Source organism: Clostridiales bacterium FE2011 (genome assembly GCA_017569305.1).
Lineage (GTDB): Bacteria > Bacillota > Clostridia > Christensenellales > Aristaeellaceae > Aristaeella.
On record CP069418.1, the window covers coordinates 1,801,767 to 1,817,977 of the forward strand.

Consider the following 16,211-nt stretch of genomic DNA (forward strand, 5'->3'; position numbering starts at 1 on the left):
AGGGTGTTTTGAGTTGATATTGTCTGTGAAGTTGCTATGAGGAAACGAGTAACATTTATCGAACAAATCAGCGCCGCTTTTTGTTTTCTTATCCCATGCAAAAGAGACTGTCCCATATGAGACAGTCCCTTTTCTTTTAGTGACGCAGATCAATAGTTTTCGGCAGCGATTTCGAAGTAGCTCTGGGGATGATTGCAGACGGGGCAGACTTCGGGAGCCTTGGTGCCCACAACGATGTGGCCGCAGTTGCGGCATTCCCAGATTTTGACCTCGCTCTTTTCGAAGACCTGCTGCATTTCAATGTTCTTCAGCAGGGCGCGGTACCGTTCCTCGTGATGCTTTTCGATGGCGGCAACACCGCGGAACTTCGCGGCCAGTTCAGTGAAGCCTTCTTCCTCAGCGGTCTTTGCGAAGGACTCATACATATCGGTCCACTCATAGTTTTCACCGTCGGCGGCAGCCGCCAGGTTTTCAGGCGTGGAGCCAATGCCCTTGAGTTCTTTGAACCACATCTTGGCATGTTCTTTTTCGTTCTCAGCTGTCTTCAGGAAAAGCGCGGAGATCTGCTCATAGCCTTCCTTTTTGGCAACAGAAGCGAAATAGGTATACTTGTTCCGGGCCTGGGATTCACCTGCGAAAGCGGCTTCCAGGTTCTTTTCGGTCTGGGTTCCGGCATAGGGATTAGACATGACATTTTCCTCCTTTATCAATATAGATGACGGGCTTTATTGCTCGTTACGGATTGTGTAAAGCTTCAGGAAACCGCAGAGGGAGCTGACCTGTTTGCTGAGACTGCGGGGCAGAATCACAACATACAGCGCCTGGTCCGTGGTGGTGTGAAGCCGGATATACTGATCATTTTCCATCCGGACAGAGGTGTTTCCGAAGAAGGTCGGCCCGGCATAGGGCATGAAATGGAAACCATCCTCCAGCATATTCAGGGTGTCCGCCGGCCAGATGCTCTGCAGGGCGATATCTTCCCCTTCAGGGGTCTGCCAGTTCGTTATGACCACCCGGCCGTATCCACCCGGAACCGGCGTGTCGGCACAGGTGGCGCCGACAAAGGTCATGCCGGAGGAGTTCTGAAAGCACATCATCGGCGCGGGAAAGTCCAGTTGTACCAGGTCGCTTTCGTTATCAATCCGGAGCGCGGTACCTGTTTCCGCGGCAGGCTTCACGTCAGGGGAGATGTTTTTATCCTCCTGGGGTTTGGCCAGGATCAGGGAGACGGCGAGCATCACCAGCAGGGCGACGGAAAACAGGATTTCCACAATCCGGAGGAGATACTTGCGTATTTTCTTTCCGTCAGCCAAGATGCCACCCCCTCCTTTTCCTGATTCAGGCAGCGGTTTCTGTTCCGCTGGAATCTATTATATATGGGGCGGAAGAACACTGTCAAATTGTGCGGAACCGTCCGGACCGGTTTGTCCGGGAAGCCCGGACGGCAGGTTTTCAGGCTCCGGATTCGTTGTTTATAAAGAAAGGAAACTGTGCCTGTAAAGGCCGGAAACCGCGGCACGGGGCGGGCTGACTTGCTCCGGAATCCAAAAGGATGTAAAATAATAGTTCACGGAGGGTAAGGATATGAAATCTAATCGCCTGATTCGCCTGGCAATCTGCCTGATTGCGGCGATGCTGCTTTTCATCCCTGTCTGTCCGGCAGAAGAAGCGTTTCATATTGAAGACGCAGGACTGGACATGACGGAAACGCTCAGCGTTCACTATCCAGTGCTGTCCGGCCCGGGAGATGAAGCGCTGCTTGAACAGATTAATACGATGATCCGGGAAGACTGCCATATCGGGGATTACCTTGCCCGTACGGCGCAGCTGATCGCCGGCGGAAGCCTGCAGGTCAGCTGGCAGGGCGGGATCATGGGCGATGTGTTCAGCTGTGCGGTGTCAGCTGTCGGCGCTGTGGAAAACTCCCGTTCCACGCATGTATGGAACGCCTGCACCGCAGACCTGCGGGACGGCCGCAGGATTACCCTTTCGGAACTGTTCACGGATGAGGAAGCCGGCCGTGAGCAGATCCGTACCTATCTGGAAGACGAGGTTCTGCCGGAGCTCAGCGCCCATCTGCAGAACAGTGAACTGGAGCCCCTGCCGGAGACTTTTTTACTGGAGCCTTCCGGCCTGACGCTTCTGTATCCGGTGAGCCAGCTGAGCACCCTGGGAGACCGTGCCGGCGATATCCGGATCGGATGGCATGTGCTGAAGGACGTGCTGAACCTGGACGAGGACAGCATTCCGGACCGGATCGGCGTGAAACAGATGATCACCCTGACCGCTGAAAGCGCGGAACAGCTGCTGGCCGCGTCCGCGGAAGGATCCCTGACCGGTATTCCGGTGAAGCTGGGGGACAGCGTGCAGGAGATGACCGACCGGTATCACCTGCTGACGGATCCGGACGGCTTTGAGGGCGGACGCCTGTTCGCGCTGGAGGGCGGATGTTTCCGGGGTGTTTACCTGATGACGGATGACCTGACCCGCGGCTGGGAAAACAGCAAGGTGGAAGGCATCCGGATGGATCAGGGCTGTCTCTGGGGACTGTGCGTGAATGAGACCATGCGGGAGGACTGGATCTCCGTGCTCGGTGAACCGGACGGTTCAGCGGCCATTGATGAAGAAAAGGCGGAGGCCAACCGGCTGGTGCCGGGGACCTGCGATTACTACAGCTGCGGGGAATATCAGCTGCGGCTGTACAGTGATGATACCGGATGCCTGATCTGTATTGTACTGACGGCATAACGGAGCAAAGAGAAAGGAACAGAAGGAAAGAATGGCTCAGAAAGGGAGCGGAAAAAGAAGACAGGCCCCCGCGTATTCTGCGGACGCGATGGCCATCCGGTATATGGCCGGACTGGTCCTGATTGCGCTGGGCGTCCTGATCTTTATGGCGGTGGTCATGCGGCTGCCGGGAAATATCTTTGAGGGTCTGCGGATTATCTGCTTCGGCCTGTGCGGGATTATGGCCTATGTGCTGCCTGTACTGCCGGTGTGGGCCGGCGTACTGGTGATCTGGTCCACCCAGCGCCGCGCGCCTGTGCGGCCGTGGCTGTTTGCGCTGCTGGCCTTCTTTGGTTTGTGCGCTTTCCTGATGATAACCGGAGCCATGGAGCACCTGAGGAACACCTACGGCAGCAGCTGGGGCGACGTGATCAACGGTGCCTATATAGAAAGCTCCAGAATGGTGAACCCGAACGGCGGCGGCGCCGTGGGAACCATCCTGGCCTGGCCGCTGTGGAATTATCTGGGACCTGTGCTGGGCACGATGATTATCTTTGTGCTGACCGTGTTCTGCGTCCTGCTGGCGGTGAACCTGACCCCTTCCCGGATCCGGGATCTCTTTACGGGCCAGGCCGGCGCGCGCAGACAGCAGCAGAAGCTGGAGCGGGAACGCATGGAACAGCAGCAGCTGGCATGGCAGCAGCAACAGGCCCTCTGGCAGCAGCAACAGCAGCAGATCCTGGAGCAGCAGTACCAGATGCAGCAGCAACAGCAGATGCCAATGCAGCCTGCGCAGCAGGCCTATATGCCGGGGCAGGAGATGCAGCCGCCTGTGCAGCAGAAGCCAGTATCCGGTGACGGGGGCGTTCGCGACTGGCAGGAGCAGATGGCTGCCGGTCAGGCGGTTTCCGCGGCAACCGGACACCAGAGCAGTATTTTCGGCAAAAAGAACCAGGCAAAACCGGCCTCCCAGGAGAAATCCTTTGCCAGCCGGATTTTCGGCCGGAATAAAAAGGAAGAGTATGACGGCCTGAGCGACGGATCCACCCTGGCCGATGCCGGAACGGCAGCCCGCAGGCCGGTAGGAAGACCTGCGCGCCGGACGGCAACGGGAGCGGAGATCGGCGAGCCCCAGACCCACTGGCGGCAGGATACGGCGGAGATCCCGCTGGAGATCGACAACGGCCGCAAACGCCGGCCGCAGCCTGTACAGCAGACGATGGCGGACATTCCGGAGGAACCGGCGCCTGTCCGTCCGGAACCGGCCCGCGGAAGGCAGCTGGTCCGGGAGCAGGAGCCGGCAGTGGAAACCCCGCCTGTCCGGGACGACTCACGGTACCGCCGTCCCGCGGAACCGGAGCAGAAGAAGCCCGAAGTGCAGCCGGCCCGGCCGGCCGTGCCTGTGGTACAGCAGACCATCGGGGAAGCAGCCTATCAGGCTCCGATCAAGGTGCCTGTGAAAAAGAAGGCGGAGGAAGAGGAAGAAGGCATATGGATGCCGACGCCCTACAACTATCCGCCGATTACAGACCTGGCCAGGCCGCAGCAGGGGGTCGAGGATACCCGCGAAGAGGATATCACCCGTTCCCGCAAGCTGGAAGAAACCCTGGCAAGCTTCCGGGTACCGGCCCGGGTGGTGCACGTGACCCACGGCCCCGCCATTTCCCGTTTCGAGCTGGAACTGGAAGCGGGTACCAAGGTCAACAAGGTATCGGAACTGGAAAAGGATATTGCCTACGGTATGTCCGCCACCTCTGTGCGTATTGAGGCGCCGATTCCGGGCAAGCGCCTGGTCGGCGTGGAAGTACCGAACCGTAAGGTGACTACCGTTACTCTGCGGGAAGTCATGGAGAGTGAGCCGATGCAGAACGCCCGGTCGATCCTGACTGTGGCGCTGGGCAAGGATATCGCCGGAACGCCCATTGTGTGCGACCTGGCGAAGATGCCGCATATGCTGATTGCCGGCCAGACCGGCAGCGGTAAATCTGTGTGTATCAACGCGATTATCAACAGCCTGCTGTACCGGGCCAGCCCTGACGAGGTGAAGCTGATCCTGGTCGACCCGAAGGTGGTTGAACTGCAGTGCTATAACGGGATTCCACACCTGCTGATTCCTGTGGTGAACGATCCGCGCAAGGCGGCGGCCGCGCTGGCCTGGGCCGTGGCGGAAATGATGGAACGGTACGACAAGTTCGCCGAAAAGAAGGTCCGGAACCTGGAAGGCTACAACCAGCTGGTGGAAAAGACGGGCGAAAAACCCATGGCCCGGATTGTCATCATCATTGACGAGCTGGCGGACCTGATGATGGTCTGCAAAAAGGACGTGGAAGAATATATCTGCCGCCTGACGCAGCTGGCGCGCGCTGCGGGCATTCACCTGATTGTCGCGACGCAGCGTCCCTCGGTGGACGTCATCACCGGCCTGATCAAGGCCAATATTCCGAGCCGTATCGCGTTCAAAACCGCGAGCTCTGTGGACAGCCGCACCATCCTGGACCGGAATGGTTCGGAACAGCTGCTGGGCTGGGGCGATATGCTGTATGCGCCCACCGGCTCCTTTGCGCCTACCCGTGTGCAGGGCTGCTTCCTGAGTGATGAGGAAGTCAACCGGATCGCGAAACATGTGAAGGAAGCGAACCCCAGCACCTATGATCCGGATATCCTGGAGAAGCTGGATGAAATCGCCAACGGCGGAGAAACCGGAAACGCGGATATCATCATCAACAGCTCCGACATGAGCGGCGGAGACGGCGGCCTGTTCGAGCAGGCGGTGGAATTTGCCATCCAGGACGGCCAGATTTCCACCAGCACGCTGCAGCGGCGGCTGAAGATCGGCTATGCCCGGGCGGGCCGGCTGACGGATGAGATGGAAGAGAGGGGCATTGTGGCCGCCAAGGACGGCAGCAAACCCCGGAAGTGCCTGATCACCCGGGAAGAATGGGAAGAAATGAAGAGAACAACGGAAGGAATGACGTAATCAATGGCGAACATGGTGGACTATCTGGCCTGGCGGGGAGACGTTCCGTTTGAAATCTCGCCATGGAACGAGATAGACGGCCTGCTGGTCGCTACCATCAGTTATCTGAATTTCCACGGAGGACGGGATCCCAAGGGATGGACCCTGGAGGAGATGTCCCGGATTGACCTGATCCAGGAGGGAAACACTTCCACTTTTGCAGGACGTAAAACGGTCTTTCAGGCCATGGCTTCCGGTGCCCGCTTCCGCGGATGCCGGCTGCACCATGCCATTGCCATGACGGATCCGGAGATCGGGATGCAGTTTTCCGCCATGTGCCTGGACCTGCCGGACGGCAGCATGTGCGTGGCGTTCCGGGGAACAGACAACACCGTCGTGGGCTGGCGCGAAGACTTTGACATGGCCTACACCACCCGGGTGCCTGCCCAGGAGGCGGCAATCCTGTATCTTCGGCGGGCCGCGGCATTGTCCAAAGCGCCGCTGCGGCTGGTGGGGCACAGCAAGGGGGGCAACCTGGCGGTTTACGCCGCGGCCTTCGCCTCCAAACGGGTGCAGGACCGGATTGAAAGCATCATAAGCTATGACGGTCCCGGCATGAACCGGGAGACCTCCCAGTCGGAAGGATACCTGAGGATTAAGGACAAGATCCGTTCCTTTATTCCCCAGACCAGCATCATTGGCCTGCTGATGGATTTCTATGAGCCGTATACGGTGGTGCGTTCCACCGCCAGCGGCATCAGCCAGCACGATCCCATGACCTGGAAAATTTACGGTCCGCAGTTTGAAACCCTTTCCTCGGTGGACCAGACAGCGATCGTGGTACGGGATACCCTGCATGAGTGGCTGCAGAACAGCACCCCGGAACAGCGGGCGGACTTTGTGGACGCGCTGTTCGGCATGGTGGAGACCACCAAGGTGACCCGGATGAGCGAGCTGACCGGGGAAAAACTCCGGACGATGATGACCATGGTGGGCAACCGGAAGGAAGTGGATCCGGAAACCCGGCGGGTATTTACCCGGCTCATGGCCCAGGCGGTTTCGCTGGGCTTCGGCAATGTGATTGACTGGGTCCGAGGGCGGCGGGAGAACGACATCGAGGGCGGCTGGGAGACCATGTCAGCCGCGAAGCGCAGGGAAATGCTGGATGCCGCGCTGAACGAACCCGAGCCTGCGGAGGAAGCAAAAGAAGATCAATCCCGGGAACAAAAAGACCCTTGACAAGGATCGTTCCGTATGATAAAAGATATACCGGTACCGATCTTTAAGACGATACAGAGATATCGGCAAGATTGGATTGGCGCGTATGCCGCTGTGCGGCAGACGCTGTATGCATGCGATCCGAACTCTGCCGATTCTCCGGCAGAGTTTTTTTGTAAGGAGGGTTGCATGATGACGGTCAGACTGGAAATGAACCGGATTCCGTCCCAGGCGGCCCAGGGCTCCCTTGTCAGCAAAAAGGATAATGTCTTTACTTTTCCCGGCTTCTGTGATGTGCACGTTCACTTCAGGGAGCCGGGTTTTTCTTATAAGGAAACGATGGTGACCGGCAGCCGGTCGGCAGCCCGGGGCGGCTACACGGCCGTCTGCGCGATGCCGAACCTGAAGCCGGTGCCGGACAGCCTGGCACACTTAAAGGAAGAAGAGGACCTGATCCGGGCGGCCGGCGGTCTCGTGGATATCTACCCTTACGCGGCGCTGACCGTCGGGGAAAAGGGACAGGAAGCCGCGGCGCTGGAAGAGCTGGCGCCCCGGGTGATCGCCTTCTCTGACGACGGAAAGGGCGTCCAGTCCGAAAGTATGATGCGCTCCCTGATGGAGCGGTGCAAAAAGCTGGGGAAGGTGCTCGCCGCTCACTGCGAAGATGAAACCCTGGTCCGCGGAGGATACATACACGACGGCATCTACGCCGCGGCGCACGGACACAAAGGCATCTGCTCCGAAAGCGAATGGGGTCCCATTGCCCGGGATCTGAAGCTGGCGAAGGAAACAGGCTGCGCCTACCATGTGTGCCACATCAGCTGCAAAGAAAGCGCGGAACTGATCCGGCAGGCCAAGAAGGACGGCGTGAACGTAACCTGTGAAACCGGCCCGCATTACCTACTGCTGGATGAGAACGATCTGCAGGAGGACGGCCGCTTCCGGATGAATCCGCCCCTGCGGGCGAAGGAAGACCGGGAAGCCCTGCTGGAGGCCCTGCTGGACGGCACGATCGACATGATCGCCACGGACCATGCGCCCCACAGCGCGGAGGAAAAGAGCCGCGGGCTGGCAGGCAGCGCCTTCGGGGTGGTCGGCCTGGAATGCGCGTTCCCGGTGCTGTATACCGGGCTGGTGAGAAAAGGCATCCTGACGCTGGAAAGGCTGGTCAGCCTGATGGCGGCGGCCCCGCGGGAACGCTTCGGAATTCCGCTGCGGGAGGATGACCTGTGTGAGTGGGACCTGGACGCGGAATATACGATCAACCCGGAAGAGTTTGAGAGCATGGGGAAGGCAACGCCCTTTGCCGGACAGAGCGTATACGGCCGGTGCCTGAAGACAGTGCACGCAGGCAGGACAGTATATATAGGATAAAAGATGGAGGAAGAGGAACATGGCGAAACGGACAGACATCAAAAAGGTACTGATTATCGGCAGCGGCCCCATTGTGATCGGACAGGCGGCGGAGTTTGACTATGCCGGCACACAGGCGTGCCTGGCCCTCAAAGAGGAAGGCTACGAAGTGGTGCTGTGCAACTCCAACCCGGCGACGATCATGACCGATACCTCCATTGCGGACAAGGTGTACATGGAGCCCCTGACACTGGAATATATCGCGAAGATCCTGCGGTATGAACGTCCGGACGCCATCGTGCCCGGTATCGGCGGCCAGACCGGCCTGAACCTGGCGGTGCAGCTGGAGCGCAAGGGCGTGCTGAAGGAGTGCGGCGTGGAACTGCTGGGCACCAGCAGCCGGAGCATTGAGCGGGCTGAGGACCGGGAACTCTTCAAGGAAATGTGCGAGTCCATCGGCGAGCCGGTCATCCCCAGCGAGATCACCTACAACCTGGAAGAAGCAAAGAAAGCGGCGCTGGACATCGGGTATCCGGTGGTGCTGCGTCCCGCCTTCACCCTGGGCGGCACCGGCGGCGGCTTCGCCAACAATGAAGAAGAACTGATTGAGATCGGCACCAACGCCTTCCGTCTCAGCCCTGTGCACCAGGTGCTGGTGGAAAAGAGCGTCCGGGGCTTCAAGGAAATCGAGTTCGAGGTCATGCGGGACAGCAATGACAAGGCGATCACGATCTGCGGCATGGAGAACGTGGACCCCGTCGGCGTGCACACCGGTGACAGTGTTGTTGTCGCTCCGATCCTGAGCCTGTCCGACCATGACCTGAAGATGCTGAATGACAGCGCCATCAAGATCATCCGCGAGCTGAAGGTGGAAGGCGGCTGCAACGTGCAGTTCGCGCTGGATCCCAACAGCAGCAAGTACTACCTGATTGAGGTTAACCCGCGGGTCAGCCGTTCTTCCGCCCTGGCCAGCAAGGCCAGCGGTTACCCGATTGCCCGGGTGACGGCGAAGATCGCCCTGGGTATGGCGCTGGAAGAAATTCCGGTCGCCGGCGGAAACGCAGCCATGGAGCCCTCCCTGGAGTACATCGTGGCGAAGTTCCCCCGCTTCCCCTTCGATAAGTTCACTTCCGCCAGCAACCAGCTGGGTACCCAGATGAAGGCGACCGGTGAGGTCATGGGCATCGGCAGCAACCTGGAGGAATGCATCCTCAAGAGCGTGCGGAGCCTGGAGACCGGCGTGTGCCACCTGCACCTGGCGAAGTTTGACAGCATGAGCACGGAAGACCTGCTGGAATATGTGAAGGACTTCCGGGCAGACACCCTCTTCGCGGTCACGGAACTGCTGCGTCGGGATGTGGCAATCAGCGAAATCCACGAGCGGACCATGATCACGGAGCTGTTCCTGGAGAGTATCAAAAAGATCACCGAGATGGAAAAGCGCCTGAAGGCGGCTCCCGGTGACGTGGCCCTCCTGAAGGAAGCGAAGGAAATGGGCTTCGGAGACCTGACGATCTCCCGGCTCTGGAATATGAAGGAAATCGACGTCTACGCCCTGCGGAAGGAAAAGGGCATCGTGCCGGTCTTCCGGATGGTGGATACCCTGCATACCGGCAAGTACATTGCCTACCTCTACTCCAGCTACAGCGGAAAGAACGACTCCATCCTCACAGAGAAGAAAAAGATTGTGGTGCTCGGTGCCGGCCCGATCCGTATCGGCCAGGGCGTGGAGTTCGACTACTCCACCGTGCACGCGGTACAGACGATCCGCCGCGCGGGATACGAAGCCATCATCATCAACAATAACCCCGAGACGGTTTCCACGGACTACACCACCGCGGACAAACTCTACTTCGAGCCCCTGACGCCCGAAGACGTCATGGCGATCATCGACTTTGAAAAGCCGGAAGGCGTCATCGCTTCCCTGGGCGGCCAGACGGCCATCAACCTGGCCGATCCGCTGATGAAGCGCGGCGTGAAGATCATTGGTACAGACTGCGACGCGATCGAGCGGGCGGAAAACCGGGACAGCTTTGAAAAGATCCTGGAAGACCTCCATATTCCGCAGCCCCAGGGCCGGGCGGTTACCCGGATCGAGGACGGCGTGAAGGCGGCCGAGGAGATCGGTTATCCGGTGCTGGTGCGTCCGAGCTTCGTGCTGGGCGGCCGGGCCATGCAGATCGTCGGAGACGAGGAGCAGCTGCGCCACTACCTGCGGACCGCGGTGGAAATCGACGCGGACAAGCCGGTGCTGGTGGACAAATACATCCGCGGCAAGGAAGTGGAAGTCGACGCCATCTGCGACGGCCGGGACGTCTTCGTGCCGGGCATCATGGAGCTGGTGGAACGCACCGGTATTCACAGCGGCGACTCCATCTCCGTCTACCCCACCTTCTCCATCAGCGACAAGGTCAAGGGCATCATCCTGCAGTATGCCAAGAAGCTGGGCCTGGGCATCGGCATTATCGGCCTGTTCAACATCCAGTTCATTGTGGATGAAAACGAGAACGTCTACATCATCGAAGTGAACCCCCGTTCCAGCCGGACCGTGCCTTTCCTGAGCAAGTCCACCGGCTACTCCCTGGCGGATATCGCCACTGAAGTGATCCTGGGCAAGAGCCTGAAGGAACAGGGCATCTTCGATCTCTATCCGGAAGAAAAGAAACGCTACTACGTGAAGGTCCCGGTCTTCTCCTTCAACAAGATCAAGGGCCTGGACGCTTACCTGAGCCCCGAAATGAAGTCCACCGGCGAGGCCATCGGCTACGACGACAAGCTGAACCGCGCCCTGTACAAGGCGCTGCAGGCCGGCGGAACCCGGCTGCAGAACTACGGCACCGTGCTGGCCACCATCGCCGACCGGGATAAGGACGAGGCGCTGCCGCTGATCCGCCGCTTCTACAACCTGGGCTTCAATATCGAAGCAACCAGGGGCACTGCCCGCTTCCTGAAGGAGAACGGCATCCGCACCCATGCGATGCTGAAGCTCAGCCAGGGCTCCGACGAGATCCTGAACAGCATCCGCCAGGGCCACGTGGCCTACATCATCAACACCCGGGAGATCGGTGAAGCGGAGAGTGAGAGCGACGGTCTGCAGATCCGCCGCTGCGCCACGGAGAACAACGCGACGATCTTCACCAGCCTGGATACCGTGCGGGTGCTGCTGGACGTATTGGAAGAAACGACGCTGACGATTTCCACCATTGACGCATAAACAATTCAGAATTCAGAATTATTAGTTAAACTGAAAGGGTAGTATGAAACAAGAGATACTGACCATCACGGAAAACGTGCCGGTAACAAGCTGTGTTTACCGGATGCGGCTGGAAGGCGCGGAGCTGGAAGCCCAGAATCCCGGCGGATTCGTGAACATCCGCCTGGATGGACTCTTCCTGCGCCGGCCGATCTCCGTGTATGACTCTGAACCCGGAAGCCTGACCATCCTGTATAAGGTGGTGGGCAAGGGGACGGAGCAGATGGCCGCGATGAAGCCCGGGGAAACGCTGGACGTGCTCATCGGCCTGGGAAACGGCTATGACCTGTCCAAATCCGGAGAGACGCCGGTTCTCCTGGGCGGCGGTGTCGGCGTTCCGCCCCTGTACCTGCTGGCGAAAAAGCTGATTGCGGAAGGGAAAAAGCCGCAGGCTGTGCTGGGATTCAACACGGCGGCGGAGGTTTTCGGCGAAGCGGAATTCAAAGCGCTGGGCTGCGGGGTGACCGTGACCACGGCCGACGGCAGCTACGGCGTCAAGGGTTTTGTGACCGATGCCCTGCCGGCGGAATACAGCTACTTCTACACCTGCGGACCGGAACCCATGCTCCGGGCGGTATACCGGGCGACCAAAACTTCCGGCCAGCTCTCCTTTGAGGAGCGGATGGGCTGCGGCTTCGGCGCCTGCATGGGCTGCAGCTGCAAAACTATTACCGGATACAAGCGGATCTGCCGGGAAGGTCCGGTGCTGGAGAAGGAGGAGATCATTTGGGACGCTTAAGTGTTAACTTATGTGGCTTGGAACTGGACAACCCGGTGATCCCCGCCAGCGGAACCTTCGGTTTCGGATATGAGTTTGCCCAATGGTACGATATCAACTGCCTGGGAACTTTTTCCTTCAAGGGAACGACAAAGGATCCCCGCTTCGGGAATCCGACGCCCCGCATCGCGGAGTGCCCGGCAGGCATGATCAATGCCGTGGGCCTGCAGAATCCCGGGGTGGATAAGGTAATCGCGGAGGAACTGCCGAAACTGAAGGAAGTTTTCCATAAAAAAGTGATGGCGAACGTCAGCGGCTTCAGCGTGGAGGATTACGCCTATACCTGTGAACGCCTGGACGCGGAGGAACAGGTTGGCTGGCTGGAAGTGAATATCTCCTGCCCGAATGTGCACGGCGGCGGCATGTCCTTCGGCACGGATCCGAAGGCGGCGGCGGAAGTCACCGCGGCAGTGAAGAAGGTCACGACGAAGCCGGTAATCATGAAGCTGAGTCCGAATGTGACGGATATCACGGCCATCGCGAAGGCCTGCGAGGACGCGGGCGCGGACGGCGTGTCCCTGATCAATACCCTGCAGGGCATGCGCATCAACCTGCGGACCCGGAAACCGGTGATCAAAAACGTGATGGGCGGCGTCAGCGGCCCGGCGGTGTTCCCGGTGGCCCTCCGGATGGTCTGGCAGGTATGCCGGGCTGTGAAGATTCCGGTGATCGGCATGGGCGGCGTCAGCACCGCGGAGGATGTGCTGGAGATGATGATGGCCGGCGCCACGGCCGTGGAGGTCGGCGCGGCAAACCTGACAGATCCTTGCGCCTGCAGAAAGATTATTGAGGATCTGCCTGCTGCGATGGATAAATATGGAATCAAATCCCTGCAGGAATTGAAAGGAGAGATTTGAACATGGGAAAAGACGTGATTGTTGCCTGTGACTTTCCGAATGCCGAGCAGACGCTGGCTTTCCTGGATAAATTCCAGGGGCGCAAGCCGTTTGTGAAGATCGGTATGGAGCTGTTCTACGGCGCCGGCCCGGACATTGTCCGGCAGATCAAGGCCCGGGGACACAAGATCTTCCTGGATCTGAAACTGCACGATATTCCGAATACAGTGAAAAAAGCCATGATGGTTCTGCGGGATCTGGATGTGGATATCTGCAACCTGCACGCAGCGGGTACCATCCGCATGATGGAAGCTGCCCTGGAAGGCCTGACCCGGCCGGACGGCAGCCGGCCGCTGCTGATTGCGGTGACTCAGCTGACCAGCACGGATCAGGAGGCGCTGGAAAAGGATCTGCTGATTGAGCGTCCGATCGATGAAGTGGTGATGCACTACGCCCTGAATGCCCGGAAAGCCGGCCTGGACGGCGTGGTATGTTCTCCCCTGGAAGCGGGGAAAGTGCACGATGTATGCGGAGCAGATTTCCTGACGGTGACCCCGGGCGTCCGGTTTGCGGACGGGGATGTGGGCGACCAGAAGCGGGTTATGACCCCGGCGGAAGCAAAGAAAGTCGGCAGCGACTACATTGTGGTCGGCCGTCCGATCACCGCGGCGGAGGATCCGGTGGCAGCCTATGAACGCTGCGTCAGTGAATTTATTGGATAAAACACAATTCAGAATTAAGAATTCAGAATTCAGAATTAATACTGAAGCCGCAAAATCCATATCAATGAATAATGAATTGTGAATTATGAATTGAAAGTGAGTGAAACGTACTTATGAAAAGGGAAGAACTGAACCAGCTGATTGCAAAGGACCTGCTGAAGATCAAGGCAGTCTTTTTCCGGCCGGAGGAGCCCTTTACCTGGGCCAGCGGCATCAAGAGCCCTGTTTACTGTGACAACCGGCTGACCCTGACGGCGCCGGAAGTCCGCATGGATGTGGAAAAGGGCCTGGCCCAGCTGATCGGAGAGGAATATCCGGGCGTGGAAGTGCTGATGGGCACCTCCACCGCGGGCATTGCCCACGCGGCGATCACGGCCCACATCATGGGACTGCCCATGGGCTATGTACGCTCCGGCGCGAAGGATCATGGCCGCCAGAACCAGATTGAAGGAAAACTGGAACCCGGCCAGAAGGTTGTGGTTGTGGAAGACCTGATCTCCACCGGCGGCAGCGTGCTGGAAGTGGTGGACGTGCTGCGGCAGGCCGGCGCGGAAGTGCTGGGCATCGTGAGCATCTTTACCTACGGTATGCAGAAGGGCATTGACCGGCTGGCAGCCGCGAACGTGAAGAACGTTTCCCTGACGAACTTTGATATCATCGCGGAAGAAGCCGCCAAGGAAGGATATATCCGTCCCGAGGATGTTTCCCGTCTGATCCGGTTCCGTAATAATCCGTCTGACGAGAGCTGGGCGACACTTTAATTACTACAATAAGCGATCTGTCCACCGGACGGTCGCTTCATTAATAAACGCGGAGGATAAGATGAAACGAAGCATTATTGACGTTCCGGATCTGAGTCCGGAAGAGCTGGACCGGCTGATGGACACGGCGGAAGACATCATCGCCCATCCGGACGATTATGCAGACGCCTGCCGCAGGAAAAAACTGGCCACCCTCTTCTTTGAACCCAGCACCCGGACCCGCCTGAGTTTTGAGGCGGCCATGTACGAGCTGGGCGGAAACGTGCTCAGCGTGACCGGCGCGGGCACGAGCTCTGCTGCCAAGGGTGAAAGCGTGGCGGACACGGCAAAAACCGTTTCCTGCTACGCGGATATCATCGCCATGCGCCATCCGAAGGAAGGCGCGGCGCTGGTGGCAGCGCGAAACGCCTCTGTGCCGGTGATCAACGCCGGAGACGGCGGCCACTGCCATCCGACCCAGACGCTGGCGGACCTGTTGACGATCCGCAGAGAAAAGGGACGGCTCGGCAACCTGACCGTGGGCCTGTGCGGCGACCTGAAGTTCGGCCGTACGGTACACTCCCTGATCAACGCCATGTCCCGCTACGAGGGATTGAACTTTGTGCTGATCAGCCCTGAGGAACTGAAGGTTCCCAGCTATGTGAAGAACGATGCCCTGAAGAAAAAGAACATCCCGTACGTCCAGACCACGGATCTGGAAGAGGTGATCGGCGATCTGGACATCCTGTACATGACCCGGGTGCAGCGGGAACGCTTCTTCAACGAGGAAGATTACCTGCGCCTGCGGGACAGCTACATCCTGACGCCTGAAAAGATGAAGAAAGCCCGGGCGGACCTGTGCGTCATGCATCCCCTGCCCAGGGTGAACGAGATCAGCGTGGCAGTGGACGATGATCCCCGGGCCTGCTACTTCAAGCAGGTGCTGAACGGAAAGTACATGCGCATGGCACTGATCCTGATGCTGCTTAAGGAGGCGGGTACTTTATGAACGTAGATTCCATCCACGACGGGATCGTCATTGACCATATTGCCGCCGGCTGCGGCATGAAGCTGTATCGCCTGCTGGGACTGGAAAGCCTGGAAGCCCCGGTGGCCATGATCACAAACGTAGTTTCCCGCAAGCTGGGCCGTAAGGATATCATCAAGGTGGACGCGGCGATTGATGTGGACCTGGATATTATCGGCTATGTGGATCCGGGTGCCACGGTTAATATCATCCGGAACGGAGAACTGATCGAGAAGAAACGCATCGAGATGCCGGAGAAGTTGGTGAACGTTCTCTTCTGCAAAAATCCCCGGTGCATTTCCTCCTGTGAACAGGAACTGGATCAGGTTTTCCACCTGACAGACAGGGAGAAAAAGGAATACCGGTGCGTTTACTGCGAAACGAAAGCATCCAACCTCTGAGAGGCGGATGGGGCTAAATAGCAAAAACTGCACCAGAATGCACAAAAACCGAAGAAACCCGAACGTTTATTTCCGAACGTTCGGGTTTTTATTTAAAAATATATGAATTTCCTTTGTTTTTAATTGACAATGTTCGTGTTTTGAAGTATATTGAGAACGGTTTCAATGGAGGAATCAGGAGGATCTTAACGTGAGAAAAG

General features: G+C 58.5%; 13 protein-coding genes. 11 read left to right on the forward strand and 2 right to left on the reverse strand.

Features of this window, described 5'->3' with window-relative positions; genetic code table 11:
- Nucleotides 1–149: 149 nt before the first annotated feature.
- Nucleotides 150–689, reverse strand: coding sequence for a rubrerythrin family protein (locus JRC49_08210; protein ID QTE69800.1), 540 nt, complete (start codon nt 687–689; stop codon nt 150–152).
- Nucleotides 690–725: 36 nt separating this feature from the next.
- Entirely contained in the window at nt 726–1,313 is a 588-nt protein-coding gene (locus JRC49_08215) for a hypothetical protein (GenBank protein QTE69801.1), read from the reverse strand.
- Between the two features lie 271 nt (nt 1,314–1,584).
- On the opposite strand from JRC49_08215, the gene JRC49_08220 reads away from it, so the two are divergent.
- The 11 genes from JRC49_08220 (at nt 1,585) to JRC49_08270 (ending at nt 16,011) form a co-directional block, all read left to right on the forward strand.
- Complete coding sequence (locus JRC49_08220; GenBank protein ID QTE69802.1) at nt 1,585–2,748, forward strand: hypothetical protein; 1,164 nt, start codon at nt 1,585–1,587, stop codon at nt 2,746–2,748.
- A 31-nt stretch (nt 2,749–2,779) separates the two neighbouring features.
- A complete protein-coding gene (locus tag JRC49_08225; protein QTE69803.1) occupies nt 2,780–5,704 on the forward strand; it encodes a DUF87 domain-containing protein in 2,925 nt (974 codons plus the stop codon).
- A gap of 3 nt (nt 5,705–5,707) precedes the next feature.
- Nucleotides 5,708–6,922: a DUF2974 domain-containing protein gene (locus JRC49_08230; GenBank protein QTE69804.1), complete on the forward strand. Its 1,215-nt coding sequence runs from the start codon at nt 5,708–5,710 to the stop codon at nt 6,920–6,922.
- A gap of 168 nt (nt 6,923–7,090) precedes the next feature.
- Nucleotides 7,091–8,275: a dihydroorotase gene (locus tag JRC49_08235; protein QTE69805.1), complete on the forward strand. Its 1,185-nt coding sequence runs from the start codon at nt 7,091–7,093 to the stop codon at nt 8,273–8,275.
- 19 nt (nt 8,276–8,294) lie between these two features.
- On the forward strand, nt 8,295–11,468 hold the full coding sequence (carB, locus tag JRC49_08240; GenBank protein ID QTE69806.1) for a carbamoyl-phosphate synthase large subunit: 3,174 nt from the start codon (nt 8,295–8,297) through the stop codon (nt 11,466–11,468).
- Between the two features lie 43 nt (nt 11,469–11,511).
- Complete coding sequence (locus JRC49_08245; protein ID QTE69807.1) at nt 11,512–12,246, forward strand: dihydroorotate dehydrogenase electron transfer subunit; 735 nt, start codon at nt 11,512–11,514, stop codon at nt 12,244–12,246.
- Entirely contained in the window at nt 12,234–13,142 is a 909-nt protein-coding gene (locus JRC49_08250) for a dihydroorotate dehydrogenase (GenBank protein ID QTE69808.1), read from the forward strand. The genes JRC49_08245 and JRC49_08250 overlap by 13 nt, the downstream gene beginning before the upstream one ends.
- 2 nt (nt 13,143–13,144) lie before the next feature.
- Nucleotides 13,145–13,843 carry an orotidine-5'-phosphate decarboxylase gene (gene pyrF, locus JRC49_08255; protein QTE69809.1) on the forward strand — a complete coding sequence of 233 codons (699 nt, stop codon included), beginning with the start codon at nt 13,145–13,147 and terminating at the stop codon, nt 13,841–13,843.
- A 113-nt stretch (nt 13,844–13,956) separates the two neighbouring features.
- Nucleotides 13,957–14,604 (forward strand): orotate phosphoribosyltransferase, encoded by a 648-nt coding sequence (locus tag JRC49_08260; protein ID QTE69810.1) that lies wholly within the window; start codon nt 13,957–13,959, stop codon nt 14,602–14,604.
- A gap of 61 nt (nt 14,605–14,665) precedes the next feature.
- Nucleotides 14,666–15,592, forward strand: a complete 927-nt coding sequence (pyrB, locus tag JRC49_08265) for an aspartate carbamoyltransferase (GenBank protein ID QTE69811.1) — start codon at nt 14,666–14,668, stop codon at nt 15,590–15,592.
- Nucleotides 15,589–16,011 (forward strand): aspartate carbamoyltransferase regulatory subunit, encoded by a 423-nt coding sequence (locus JRC49_08270; protein ID QTE69812.1) that lies wholly within the window; start codon nt 15,589–15,591, stop codon nt 16,009–16,011. The genes pyrB and JRC49_08270 overlap by 4 nt, the downstream gene beginning before the upstream one ends.
- The last annotated feature ends 200 nt before the right edge of the window (nt 16,012–16,211 follow it).

Coding starts and splice junctions, on each gene's coding strand:
- JRC49_08220 (QTE69802.1), top strand. CDS start 1,585: ATGAAATCTAATCGCCTGATTCGCCTGGCAATCTGCCTGATTGCGGCG.
- JRC49_08245 (QTE69807.1), top strand. CDS start 11,512: ATGAAACAAGAGATACTGACCATCACGGAAAACGTGCCGGTAACAAGC.
- carB (QTE69806.1), top strand. CDS start 8,295: ATGGCGAAACGGACAGACATCAAAAAGGTACTGATTATCGGCAGCGGC.
- pyrB (QTE69811.1), top strand. CDS start 14,666: ATGAAACGAAGCATTATTGACGTTCCGGATCTGAGTCCGGAAGAGCTG.
- JRC49_08225 (QTE69803.1), top strand. CDS start 2,780: ATGGCTCAGAAAGGGAGCGGAAAAAGAAGACAGGCCCCCGCGTATTCT.
- JRC49_08230 (QTE69804.1), top strand. CDS start 5,708: ATGGCGAACATGGTGGACTATCTGGCCTGGCGGGGAGACGTTCCGTTT.
- JRC49_08210 (QTE69800.1), bottom strand. CDS start 689: ATGTCTAATCCCTATGCCGGAACCCAGACCGAAAAGAACCTGGAAGCC.
- JRC49_08270 (QTE69812.1), top strand. CDS start 15,589: ATGAACGTAGATTCCATCCACGACGGGATCGTCATTGACCATATTGCC.
- JRC49_08235 (QTE69805.1), top strand. CDS start 7,091: ATGATGACGGTCAGACTGGAAATGAACCGGATTCCGTCCCAGGCGGCC.
- pyrF (QTE69809.1), top strand. CDS start 13,145: ATGGGAAAAGACGTGATTGTTGCCTGTGACTTTCCGAATGCCGAGCAG.
- JRC49_08260 (QTE69810.1), top strand. CDS start 13,957: ATGAAAAGGGAAGAACTGAACCAGCTGATTGCAAAGGACCTGCTGAAG.